We start from the raw sequence: 11,781 nt of genomic DNA, 5'->3' as shown, positions 1-11,781 counted from the left end.
ATTGGGATTGTAGCTAAAGCAATGACATCAATATGGCGACTGCCCCCAATTCAAAGCAAAGCTAAATACCACCAGCAACACATAAGGAAACGCAACCGTCGGGCGTAGTGCCTGACTTGCGTATTCCATCAATAAGCCAACTACGCCTTTACGTTCTTTCAACCATTCGATATGTAATTGGAAGGCGGAAAAATCTTCTTGAGGCGGCTGCTTGATCATCGCTTCTATCCGCAGAATACGATTACTCAGACGCGCTTGCGAGGTCCTGACGATAGCTTCCTGCAGGCACATCAACAATAATAATCCGACGATCATCACTACGCTAAAGTTAAAAACGGCAGTGGCGATAAACAAGGCGACGGCACAAAGTTTGATCAACAGACAGCTACGTTCTAAGGCTTCGATATTGTTTTGCAGGACGATCCATTCTTGCTCTAATGAGGTATTGTTTGCATCTGACATGCTGGTTTCCTTTTTTTGCTTACGGGGCAATAAAAACCATATACTCCCCCTTATTTTTCATAAATATGCTCTATTGTTCAGATAATCTATGGACAACTTAAAATACATACTAGGAGTATAGACATTTACGCTCTGCAACTCCTGATTGATTTACTCATAAAACATTCTATTCAGTGTATTAAAAATTGATCTAGTGAAAAAATAGATATGCCACAAAAATCGCTGCAACAATGCCAGCAAAGTCGGCGAGCAAACCGAATGAAATCGCATAGCGGGTTTTACGTATGCCGACCGATCCGAAATAGAGAGCGACAATATAAAACGTAGTATCGGCAGAACCTTGGAACACGCAGGCAAGGCGACCGACGAAGGAATCGACGCCATAGGTTTTCATCGCATCAACCATCAGAGCGCGTGATCCGCTGCTGCTGAGCGGCTTCATCAATGCGGTTGGTAAGGCGGGCGTAAAGTCGGTGTTGATACCGAGGTGCGAGAAGACCCAATTGAATCCGGCGACAACAAATCCGAGTACGCCAGCGTTACGCAAGATGCCAATCGCAACCAGCATACCGACTAAATAAGGGATGATGGTGATCGAGGTTTGTATGCCGCCTTTGGCACCTTCGATAAAGGCTTCATACACGTTCACTTGCTTGCGCATAGCTGCCAGCATAAAACTGACGATGATACCGAATAGCAGAAGATTGCTGCTGAGTTTAGAAAAAACTTCAATCTCAGATCGGCTCATGCATTGGCTAAGGTACCAGACCAACAAAATAATAAAGGCACTGATCCCGCCGAGCCAGCCCAATACCACACGATTCAATAAATTGATGCGCTGCCTGATGGCGACTGCAACCAATCCTACGATGGTGGCGACATAAGTGGCGATCATACAGGGGATAAAAATATCCGAAGGGTCATGCGCACCCAAGACGGCACGTTGCGCCATGATCGCCAGTGGTATCAGCGTCAGGCCAGAGGTGTGTAAGACTAAAAACATGATTTGCGCATCGCTGGCCTCATCCTTATTCGGATTTAAGCTTTGCAAACTCTCCATAGCTTTTAAGCCGAAGGGTGTGGCTGCGTTATCTAGTCCCAATAAATTGGCGGAAAAGTTCATCACCATATGACCGTTGGCCGGGTGATCTTTGGGCACGCCTGGGAAAATACGCTGAAAAAATGGTGCGATGATCTTGGCAATAAAGTTGATCGCACCAGCTTTCTCGCCGATGTTCATAATACCCAACCAGAGCGTCATGATGCCTGCCAATGGCAAAGCAATTTCCATCACGCCGATGCGGGCAGATTCAAACGTGCCGTCGATGATGCGCTTAAATACTTCGGCATCACCCAATAACAACCATTGTCCTAGCGCGGCGATAAAGCTGATGAAAAAGAATCCGGTCCAGATGTAGTTGAGTGCCATTTTTTGAGTCGTAATGTTGGGACGTGATGTTGATACGTAATGTTGATACGTAATCAGAAAACTAAAATCATGAAACTAAAAAATAATTTCATCCGAAAAACTTTATTGCCACATTCAAGTGCTAGATCCCCCCAGATTTGGATCTACCCACGCAAGCACTTTGTATCATGAAACACAACGGCATCGCCTGAATTTTTCTACCCGCATTGCTATCTAAATTGATCACTGATTTGATGACTACAAATCGGTTTCCACATTTTATAAAGACAGTGAAGCGTATCGATTATCACCGCCAACAGCTTATAGTCAGATACATTTTGTTGCATCTTTTTTGAGAAAAATGCACATCTTTGTCAGCTTTCTTGTTGCTCAGTTCGTTGTAGAGGTGTGGTCAAATTAAAGAAAAGGTGTTCATCATGCGTACTATTACTTCTTTCAACATGCTGGCAAAATCGCTTGCATTGGGTGTTCTTGTTGTTGGCGCAGGTATCAGCGGCACAGCCTCTGCACAAGATCGTGATTGGAATCGCGGTGGATGGCATCAGCCACAATACAGACACGAAGTAGTTCATAACTATAACTATGTGTATTACCCAGCCCAACGCGTGTATTACTCACCCAACAATGGCAACTGGTTTTGGGCGAATGGCGGGAATTGGCAAGCAGGTGCTCGCTTACCTGGCTATTTAAATGTTGATCTGCGCCTCGGTGGCGTGCCTGTAGTGTTGGGCTCTGATCGTCCTTATATGCAACATGCTTATGTGGAGCAAACTTACGGTCAACCATGGCGCACGGCACATTACCAACGCACTTACTATGACAACCGCTACGGTCGTTGGGATGGCTACCGTGACGATCACCGCTATGAACGCCATGAGCATGATGACCACGACAATTATCGTGATCGACATGATGATTACCAGCGTGGCGACGAGCATTACCACAACCGGTAATTTGTCACTAACCAGAGCCTTGCTGAAAGGTAGTCATTGAGGGCTTCAGAAATTCACATCAGCGCATCAGTCAGTGCCAGCATCGCAGCCAGGAATAGAGTCAATTACCGACCAGACTGGCTGCGATGTTGATTGAGAAACCGACAATCGCGACATTAAATAAAAAACTTAAGACGGATTGTCCTAATACCGTCTTACGCATCTGGCGTGTCATCACGCTGACATCGGATGTTTGTACTGCCATCGCGATGGTGAATGAAAAATATAAAAAGTCCCAGTAGTCAGGATTTTTTTCATCATCGGGAAAACGTAAAGCGGGATGCCCTTTGGGTGAGCGATAAAACACTAGCGCATAGTGAAACGTAAAAATCATCGCCACTAAACACCAAGAGCCAAATACCGTCATCGCAGTGAGTATATATTTGAGAAAACGGACGTCGGCAGATAGTCCCTTCATGTTCGACAACTCAAAAATAATGGCAACCAGACTGGCAGTTGCCGCGACCGACAAAATCACCAAAATAGCAACCGCACCTTCATGCTCTTGCTGGGCAATTTTGTTGACACTGTCGTGATTCGCGCAGCTCATCAACCAGCCCATCAAAATCAAATATCCCCATACCGCGACGTTCCAGCCAAATAGTGCGCGGGTCATCCAATCAAAATTACCGGGAAGTAGAAACGTGACTAGCAAGCCTAAAAAGAATGTCAGGCTTAACCGGGGGCGTGTATGTATAAAATTTTTAATTGAGAACATAAGAGAAATAAGGCATTCTTGAAAAACGTCGTTGCGATAGCGCGCATTTGTGCGAGGCAAATAATATAACAGCGGGCAGATAAGTAATGTCGGTAAAGTAAACGCGGATGTTTCCACCCAAACATACCTGCCGTAGTATATTAGAGCTTGTGCTATCAGGAGAAACAAAATCATGTGCGTCGGGTGAAAATTTATTACACTAAAGACATCATCAAATCTCTATTATGACTAAGCGACACCAATATTTACCTCTATCAAAAATCACTGCCGGCAGAGTGTTAGCGGCTGATTTGCTTGACAAGCAGGGACATGTTTTGCTGCCCGCAGGCGTGACCTTGTCGGAGTCGATGTTAGTTTCTATCGCACAGCATCATGTTCAACAATTGTCGGTGATAGCAGACGACTTGCCCGAGGTCGATGATGCGAGTGTCCAAAAAGCAAAGCTGGAACGTCTTGATCAATTATTCAGACACACGCATGGTCATGCGCCAACGACCATCTTGTTTGACTATATGCGCGCCTATCGCGATGTAACGCCATGACCCCTGATCAACCCTCACCCAGCAGCCAGCATTTGCTATTAATTGATGTGATTAAACACATCAAGTCTTTGCCGACCTTGCCCGCAGTGGCGCAAGAAATGTTGTCCAATTTAAATGACGATGATATTAGTCTGGACACGATTGCAGAAAAAGTGTCGCACGACCAGTCGCTGACTGCCAGCACGCTTCGGTTAGCAAACTCGTCAATGTTTGGCAGCAATTCTAAAGTGGTGACATTGCAACAGGCTGTCAGCATGCTGGGTATCAGGCAAATAAAAAATTTAATCCAACTCACGGCAATCGCAAATAGTTTTCCAACGTCACGTTGCAGGAACTTTGATTTTCAGGCATTTTGGCGACATAGCGTGGCGACGGCAGAATGCGCTGAACTGATCTCACGCACGCTGTCGATGAAGCACGATTTTGCTTACACTGCGGGCTTATTGCACGATATTGGGAGACTGGTTTTGGTGACGCGTTTTCCAGCACAATATGAGCAAGCGATTCTGTATAGAGAACAAGAAGATTGTTATTTGCTGGAAGCAGAGCATGCAGTCATGAATATTGATCATGTCACCGCAGGTTTGGCACTAGCGGAACATTGGCAATTTTCTGAAGCGATCCGAGATGCGATTCGCGGACATCATGATCCAGAAATAGAAGGACTTAATTCGATTGCGGCGATTGTGCATGTGGCTAATGCAATCGTACATGCGTTAGATATCAGCCAGGTAGAGGACGATCTGGTACCGTTAATATCACAGATGGCATGGAACACTTTGGGCTTAAATAAAGCAGATTATCTAGCGATATTCCGCGAGACTGAAATGCGTTTTGAGGCCTTAGACGGGATTTTATTGTAGCTTGTAATAAGCTACTTTTAGTACGTTGTTTTAGCTATGGCCGTAACATAATTTTAGCGTTTTTTGATAGAAATTCATGTACTTGGAAAAAACCATTTTGGAACAGTTAATGCAATTCGGTGATGCCGATTATCCAATAGAGAGCATCCATTTATTCCGCGATATTTCTCCGGAAAACCATCAGTTAATTGAAGATATTATTCAGTACTGCGCCGTGGTGAAAGCAAGAACAGGACAAATCGTTTTGGATGCCCACAGTTCTGGTGCACGATTATATGTTGTGCTTAAAGGGGTACTGGGAATCACGCGACAAGACGCCAACAGCAATCAATTAGAAACCGCCATTACCCAATATCTGCCGGGTGAATGTGTCGGCGAAATATCGGTATTAGACGAAGAAATTCATTCCGCTACTATCAGCGCCTTAACCGATAGTGAGTTACTGGTGATCGAGGCTGAAACTTTATGGCGACTGATTGATGAGTCGAATGGTGTCGCAAAAAATTTATTGCAGCTACTGTCTTTCCGTATCCGCGCAGCCAATGCACAAATTCGTAATCGGCAAAAAGTAGGCGAATTTTATCGTCAGCTTTCTATGGTTGATGGTTTAACTGGATTACATAATCGCGCCTGGTTAAATAGTCAGTTGCCAAATATGGTGGAAAGCGCACACGCAAGCGGCAATCCGCTGAGTATCATTATGGTGGACCTTGATCATTTCAAACGATTTAACGATGATTACGGTCACTTAGTAGGCGACGATGCGCTACAAAGCGCTGCCAAAGTAATGAATGCCGGATTACGCCCTACTGACTTTGCTGCGCGATATGGCGGTGAAGAGATGATCGTGATTTTGCCGGGCACCAATCAAAAATCTGCACTACTGGTTGCAGAGCGTCTTTGTAATAGACTGCGTAAAACTAAAGTGTTTGCAGATACGCATAAAGCGTTACCGCATATTACCGGATCGTTTGGCTTAGCCAGCTTAGAAAAAGGAGAAGATGCTACTGCCTTGATCTCCAAAGCAGATGCAGCGATGTACCGTGCGAAAGAACAAGGACGGGATCGGGTTTCAATTTAGTACTGCGCGTTGATTTTTACTAATCGTACTTGGCTTTTGCTCAATTTTAAACTCTGAATATAAAGAAAAAAGCTGCTGATACGTAATGTATCGGCAGCTTTTTTATTCATACGGACAAACCAGATCAGGAAATTGACGGTGATCCGGTCGCCAGTAAATTAGAAGTGGTAACCAACGCCAAAGCTAATTCCGATAGGATCCAGTTTGATGTTTTGCGTTTGACCAGTTGAAAAGTGGGCTGTCGTTTTCAATAAAGTTTTAGTCACTGCTAAGTCAGCAAACCATTTGTCGTTGAAAGCATAGGTTGTACCTAATTGCATTGTGACGGCAAATTTATTATCCAACTTAAACGTCGTTGGATTTGGGCTGCCAGTATTCGTCAGCGCAGTCATTTCTCCAGAACCTGTTTCTTTCTGAAAGTACGCGTAAGTCAAACCAAGTCCTACATATGGACGAAGCAATGATTTTGGCTCAAAGAAACGGTATTGGGCAAAAATTGTTGGTGGCAGCACTTCTGTTGTGCCGATTTTACCTGTACCAGCAATCGCACCAGCACCTCTCAGCTCATGTTTGTAAGGCACACCAATAGCTACTTCTGCAGAAATATTATCTGTAAACATGTAGCTACCAACAAGTACAGCTTCAGTGTCAGTACCAACGTCTGCTTTGGTACCAGGCAATGCCGGAGCACTCAAATCACCGCTATCTACTTTTGGCTTTAACTGATTGAAACCGCCCTTAACTGACCATGTACCTGCGCTTTGAGCAGAGGCTGCGGCACTAGCTGTAAGCACTAAAATAACCGCGGCAAAATTAATCGCACCCTTAAAACTTTTATTCATATTGTCTCCTAATCCTTTTGATTGATGACACATCATGTCGCCATCTAAATAGCTCGGTTATTTTTTTAGCGTCGCTGACCATTACAATTTGGGTCTGATAGCAAGTCTGATATCTCAGTTTAGCTATGAGTTGCTCTTGATCTGGTCAGCCTTTAAAGTATCAATAAAGAGTAAATTATTAACTCTTGACGCTCAATCACCAGCGCTTACAGCCAACCTTTAACAATCATTTCTTTCGAAACATAGCGCGCTAATAATAGATAACCGTAAGGTGTCGGATGTACGCTATCCGCATATTCATAGTTGTCAACGTTTGCAGCAATCGTGTTTGACTTGTTACATACCAGTGAAGAACCCAGTGGATTTTTCGCTGGAGTCAAATCACATGCAGGAGTCGTGACATTTGTTAAACCATAGATTGCAGGATTAGCAGCTTGGTCACGGTTTACAGTGTAAGCATCAACATACAAAACACTAGCATTACCATCTAAGCCTGCTTTTAACTGAGCATTGAAGGTAGTTACCATTGTATTGATCAGACCTTGTGTCGCCACATCAGAACCAAGGCCCAGCGGAGTTTGGCTTACGTCTGGCAAATTAACGACAGTAACGTATTTCGCACCATTACCAACAATCAAAGTCTTAACGTAACCAGCTAACTCAGCACCGGCAGTACCCATAGCGGTAACAATGGCAGGCGCTGTCGCTTGGACATACGCTGCTGCTCCTGCTGCGCCAACTGTGGCGCCTGCCGCAGCCTGACAATTAGTTGCCTGTGCATCAGTAGGGACGCATTTACCACTAGCAATATCTTTTGCGATCTGTGCTTGCACAGCAGCAGGAGTCACAGCTGCAGTTCCAGCAGCAGTCGCACCTGCAGAGAGTGTTGCTAATTGAATGAAGACATCATTACCGCCAGCCATCACAAACACGATTTCATTACCACTGAATTTACCGCCATTCAGAGCCAAATGATTTTGAATTTGAGTAACGACAGGCACAGTCAACTGCCCCAGGATCGCATTGGAGCCACCTAATAATTTGTTACCTGGACCAACTGGATTTGTGACACGGGCGCCACCTTGAGCGTAAGACGTACAACCAGCATGGTTAACAACTGGAACGCTAAAGCCTTGTGACGCCAAACCATTTAAGCCAGTTTGTGCAGGACATGGTGCTGGCAAACCTAATTGCGCAGCCATTAGTTCTGTCCAGTTTTTTGCGTTATTTTTGCCTGTGGAATCAACATCATTAACGTTGTACTTACCACCTTTGAGTGCGGCTACTGTACCAACCGCATAAGTACCTACGTCACTTAAACTGTCGCCAAATGATACTTGTGAACTAAATTTGATTTTGGTGGCTTGATCACCACCACTACTACTGCCACCGCAACCGGCCAGAACAGCAGCCGTGAGCAATGCCAGTGCAAAATTGGATTGACGCATTTTGTCTCCTAATGGAAATATTTTTTAATAACAAAGTGAACGGTCGTGCTAGTCACCGCGTGGCTAGTATGTCATCACGTATATTAGATGAATAGAGAAAGTTACAATATTAGAGTAAACACTCTTGAAAAAACAACGTGCTCTAACGTCCTCTAAACAACCTTTGCGGTGCAGCAAATTAATTCTGTTTCCAAATCAAATGCACGTGCCAAATAATAGCCGTCGGGTTCACTTGGGTATAGAAATTGAACAAGGCCGTGATTATTGCAAAGCGATAATTCCTGGTCAAGCCGGATCAGTCGATAAAGTTGTAACAGTTTCTTTACTACCTCTACCCAAGTAAGCAGATGCTCGCCGCCCCCATTTGTCCAGATAAGTATAAGTAATAGGTACAACTAATAGGGTGAGCAACGTGGAGGTGATAATCCCCCCTATAACTGCTCTGCCCATAGGTGCTTGCGACTCAGCACCATCACTCAAACCCATTGCCATCGGTAACATACCAAAAATCATCGCCAGTGTAGTCATTAGAATTGGTCTTAACCTGACCTGACCTGCCGCCAAAATAGCGTCGTACTGTGACATCCCTTGTCGTTGCGACTGATTAATAAAATCGACTAACAAAATCGCATTCTTGGTCACTAAACCCATCAGCATAATGAAACCAATAATCGAGAAAATATTCAGCGTGCTGCCAGTAATGAGCAACGCAAGCAATACGCCAATTAAGGAAAATGGTAAGGACGTCATAATCGCCAGAGGTTGCAAGAAACTACCAAACTGTGATGCCAAAATCAGGTAAATAAAAATAACTGCAATTCCCAATGCGGCCAAAGCAGAATTAAAAGAATCTTGCATCTCTTTAGTCTGTCCACCCACGTCAAACCGATAACCAGGTGGTAGTTCGATTTTTTTAACCAATTCTTGCACTTCAGTCCCTACGTCGCCAGCAGGACGGCCTTCTACATTGGCATAGATAGCGGCACGGCGCTGCAAATCTTGACGTTTAATGACACGCGGACTAGTACCAGGAATAAATTGGACTACCTGACGTAAAGGCACCATGATCGGCTTACCATTTGCGTCAATCCGACTGCTGGCAAGCGATAGGTCACCAAGATCAGAAATTTTTTGCCGCCCCGATTTTGGCAACTGCACATTAATTTCATAATTTTGCCCATCGGGTGCAAGCCATTGACCTATCGTATCACCAGCAACAAAAGGTCGTAGCGCTGATCCAATTTGTTGCACTGATAAACCCAGATCATTCGCCAGCTCATTATTCACTTTGACTAATACCGTAGGATTGGCACCGGTTAAACTACTCTCTAAATCAGCAATTCCTTTGATCGCGCCAATCTTCAGCATTACCTGATCAATCACACCCTGCAATTTATCCGCATCCGGTCCCAAAATCGCTACATAAATTGGCTTGTTAAACCCTACGCCAAGCTCGATTCCCGGCACAGATTTCAACCGTTGACGTATCATCGATTCAATTTCTTTCTGCGGTTTACGATGACTAATCCGAGGTTCCGTCAACTTGAGATTAATCTGTGCCGTATTGCGCTCACCATCGACACCAACGCTGGTGGTCATGGTGACGATTTCTGGCATCAGTTTTAGTATTGCCTCGACCTGTATAGTTTTTTCATTGGTATAGGTCAGGCTAGAGCCAACAGGTGTTTTGAGATTAAGCGAAATCTGGCTATTGTCAGTTTCAGGTGCGAATTCAGAACCGATAAACGGTAATAAGAAAAAACTACCGATAAATAAACTGAAAGCTAACGCTAAAGTAGTTTTACGTTTGTGCAATACCAGCTGTAATACTCGGCCATATAAATGATGTAGCTTATCAATGCCGTGTTCGATGTTTTCCATCATCCGTGCTAGCCAGGGCAAACGTTTAAAACGCCCCTCTGCCGGATCATGCCAAACAGACGACAGCATTGGATCAAGTGTAAAACTCACGAACAGAGAAACCAGTACCGCAACAGTCACAGTAATGCCAAATTGAAAGAAATATCGACCAATCATGCCTTTCATGAAGGCGACTGGCACAAAGACAGCGACAATGGCAAAAGTCGTCGCCATCACGGCAAGACCGATTTCATTCGTGCCGTCTTCTGCTGCTTTTTTATGTCCTTTGCCCATACCCAGATGACGGACAATATTCTCTCGGACCACAATCGCGTCATCAATCAACAAGCCAATACAAAGTGACAAGGCCATCAAGGTCAAAAAATTCAGCGTAAAACCAAAAGCCTTTAACGCGATAAAAGTAGCGATAACCGAGATAGGCAAAGTCAAGCCGGTGATGACCGTACTGCGCCATGAATGTAAAAATAAAAATACGATTAGTATCGTTAAAGCAGCACCTTCAAGTATGGTTTCCTTAACACCGCTTAAAGATTGTTTGACGCTATCCGCATTGTTGTAGTTGACATTAATGATGACGTCTTTTGGTAGACGACTACGCAGATCTGCAATCGCATCAATAATCCCGTCGCCAACTTCTACAATATTGGCATCCTGAATTTTTGTGACCGAGATGCTGATTGCGCGTACTCCATTGACCCGTGAGATAGAAAATTCCTCGCGCTCACCGTCTTGAATATCCGCGACTTGCTCCAGATACACTGGGGCATTAGCTCGACGTGCGACAATAATTTTATTGAAGCCGCGTGGATCAGTGATCTTAGCTTCTAACCGGACTAATTGATCGTTAGCCCCTTGCGTGATCAAGCCAGCCGGAATGTTTTGATTGGTTACCTGGATAGCCGTCAACACTTCATTCACGCCGACATTGTTCGCCGCCATCCGGTCCGGGCTCAACTTAACCTGCACCTGACGCACCACCGCACCGCGCACATCTACCCGCCCTACTCCAGCTACGCTTTGTATTTTTTTAGAAATGACTTGATCTGTTAATGTCGATAATTCTCGTAAGCTTCTGGTGGGCGAACTAACTGACATTTCAACAACGGGACTCTCGTTACCATCACTGCCGCCACGCACGATAAATGGGTCTTTAACATCTTTAGGAAAGCTTGGTCGAATCTGGGCAATCTTATCCCGCACTTCTTGTAGCACTTTGTCCGGATTGACCGATAGTTGAAATTCTACCCAAAGAGTGGCGCGACCTTCAAATGAACTGGCTAAAATTCGCTTAACACCGCTGACGGTATTGACTACGCTTTCAACTGGTTTGGTGATGTCGTTTTCGACAATTTCTGGCGAAGCGCCAGGATATTGAACTTGAACCGAGACACCAACAGACTGCACATCCGGCATCTGCTCCAGACCCAGACCTTGATACGAAAAAAGTCCCAGAACGACGAGCGCCACCATCATCATGGTCGCAAAAACAGGATTTTGAATACTGACTTTGGTGATCCACATGA

At 44.7% G+C, this 11,781-nt stretch carries 10 protein-coding genes; 4 read left to right on the top strand and 6 right to left on the bottom strand.

Annotated elements, in window-relative coordinates; genetic code table 11:
- Nucleotides 1–27 precede the first annotated feature (27 nt).
- The gene (locus tag AAKU61_RS08185) at nt 28–462 is read right to left on the bottom strand and encodes a hypothetical protein (protein WP_354331227.1); all 435 of its coding nucleotides are present in this window, start codon (nt 460–462) and stop codon (nt 28–30) included.
- Nucleotides 463–652: 190 nt separating this feature from the next.
- Nucleotides 653–1,891: a spore maturation protein gene (locus AAKU61_RS08180; RefSeq protein ID WP_354331225.1), complete on the bottom strand. Its 1,239-nt coding sequence runs from the start codon at nt 1,889–1,891 to the stop codon at nt 653–655.
- Nucleotides 1,892–2,307: 416 nt separating this feature from the next.
- Between AAKU61_RS08180 and AAKU61_RS08175 the strand changes: the two genes are divergently transcribed.
- Entirely contained in the window at nt 2,308–2,844 is a 537-nt protein-coding gene (locus AAKU61_RS08175; RefSeq protein WP_354331223.1) for a hypothetical protein, read from the top strand.
- A gap of 100 nt (nt 2,845–2,944) precedes the next feature.
- On the opposite strand, the gene AAKU61_RS08170 is transcribed toward AAKU61_RS08175, so the two are convergent.
- Nucleotides 2,945–3,499 carry a DUF1345 domain-containing protein gene (locus AAKU61_RS08170; RefSeq protein WP_354331221.1) on the bottom strand — a complete coding sequence of 185 codons (555 nt, stop codon included), beginning with the start codon at nt 3,497–3,499 and terminating at the stop codon, nt 2,945–2,947.
- A gap of 326 nt (nt 3,500–3,825) precedes the next feature.
- Between AAKU61_RS08170 and AAKU61_RS08165 the strand changes: the two genes are divergently transcribed.
- The 3 genes from AAKU61_RS08165 (at nt 3,826) to AAKU61_RS08155 (ending at nt 6,087) form a co-directional block, all read left to right on the top strand.
- Nucleotides 3,826–4,143 carry a hypothetical protein gene (locus AAKU61_RS08165; RefSeq protein WP_322119878.1) on the top strand — a complete coding sequence of 106 codons (318 nt, stop codon included), beginning with the start codon at nt 3,826–3,828 and terminating at the stop codon, nt 4,141–4,143.
- Nucleotides 4,140–5,006 carry an HDOD domain-containing protein gene (locus AAKU61_RS08160; RefSeq protein WP_354331219.1) on the top strand — a complete coding sequence of 289 codons (867 nt, stop codon included), beginning with the start codon at nt 4,140–4,142 and terminating at the stop codon, nt 5,004–5,006. Before AAKU61_RS08165 ends, AAKU61_RS08160 begins: the two co-directional genes overlap by 4 nt.
- A 76-nt stretch (nt 5,007–5,082) precedes the next feature.
- Nucleotides 5,083–6,087 carry a diguanylate cyclase gene (locus AAKU61_RS08155; protein WP_354331217.1) on the top strand — a complete coding sequence of 335 codons (1,005 nt, stop codon included), beginning with the start codon at nt 5,083–5,085 and terminating at the stop codon, nt 6,085–6,087.
- Between the two features lie 158 nt (nt 6,088–6,245).
- On the opposite strand, the gene AAKU61_RS08150 is transcribed toward AAKU61_RS08155, so the two are convergent.
- The 3 genes from AAKU61_RS08150 to AAKU61_RS08140 all read right to left on the bottom strand — a co-directional run bounded on the left by AAKU61_RS08150 (nt 6,246) and on the right by AAKU61_RS08140 (nt 11,779).
- Entirely contained in the window at nt 6,246–6,929 is a 684-nt protein-coding gene (locus AAKU61_RS08150) for an OmpW/AlkL family protein (protein ID WP_354331215.1), read from the bottom strand.
- A gap of 206 nt (nt 6,930–7,135) precedes the next feature.
- Nucleotides 7,136–8,377, bottom strand: a complete 1,242-nt coding sequence (locus AAKU61_RS08145; protein ID WP_354331213.1) for an SGNH/GDSL hydrolase family protein — start codon at nt 8,375–8,377, stop codon at nt 7,136–7,138.
- 285 nt (nt 8,378–8,662) lie between these two features.
- Nucleotides 8,663–11,779 (bottom strand): efflux RND transporter permease subunit, encoded by a 3,117-nt coding sequence (locus AAKU61_RS08140; protein ID WP_354331211.1) that lies wholly within the window; start codon nt 11,777–11,779, stop codon nt 8,663–8,665.
- Nucleotides 11,780–11,781 lie beyond the last annotated feature (2 nt).

Source organism: Undibacterium sp. GrIS 1.2 (genome assembly GCF_040544435.1).
In the GTDB taxonomy this organism is placed as follows: domain Bacteria; phylum Pseudomonadota; class Gammaproteobacteria; order Burkholderiales; family Burkholderiaceae_D; genus Undibacterium.
Note: the sequence above shows the minus strand (reverse complement) of the source record. Positions and strands in the feature narration are given on the sequence as shown.

What these genes read in the sequence shown, in the direction of transcription:
- AAKU61_RS08185 (WP_354331227.1), bottom strand. Translation starts at nt 462, where the DNA reads ATGTCAGATGCAAACAATACCTCATTAGAGCAAGAATGGATCGTCCTG.
- AAKU61_RS08180 (WP_354331225.1), bottom strand. Translation starts at nt 1,891, where the DNA reads ATGGCACTCAACTACATCTGGACCGGATTCTTTTTCATCAGCTTTATC.
- AAKU61_RS08175 (WP_354331223.1), top strand. Translation starts at nt 2,308, where the DNA reads ATGCGTACTATTACTTCTTTCAACATGCTGGCAAAATCGCTTGCATTG.
- AAKU61_RS08170 (WP_354331221.1), bottom strand. Translation starts at nt 3,499, where the DNA reads ATGACCCGCGCACTATTTGGCTGGAACGTCGCGGTATGGGGATATTTG.
- AAKU61_RS08165 (WP_322119878.1), top strand. Translation starts at nt 3,826, where the DNA reads ATGACTAAGCGACACCAATATTTACCTCTATCAAAAATCACTGCCGGC.
- AAKU61_RS08160 (WP_354331219.1), top strand. Translation starts at nt 4,140, where the DNA reads ATGACCCCTGATCAACCCTCACCCAGCAGCCAGCATTTGCTATTAATT.
- AAKU61_RS08155 (WP_354331217.1), top strand. Translation starts at nt 5,083, where the DNA reads ATGTACTTGGAAAAAACCATTTTGGAACAGTTAATGCAATTCGGTGAT.
- AAKU61_RS08150 (WP_354331215.1), bottom strand. Translation starts at nt 6,929, where the DNA reads ATGAATAAAAGTTTTAAGGGTGCGATTAATTTTGCCGCGGTTATTTTA.
- AAKU61_RS08145 (WP_354331213.1), bottom strand. Translation starts at nt 8,377, where the DNA reads ATGCGTCAATCCAATTTTGCACTGGCATTGCTCACGGCTGCTGTTCTG.
- AAKU61_RS08140 (WP_354331211.1), bottom strand. Translation starts at nt 11,779, where the DNA reads ATGTGGATCACCAAAGTCAGTATTCAAAATCCTGTTTTTGCGACCATG.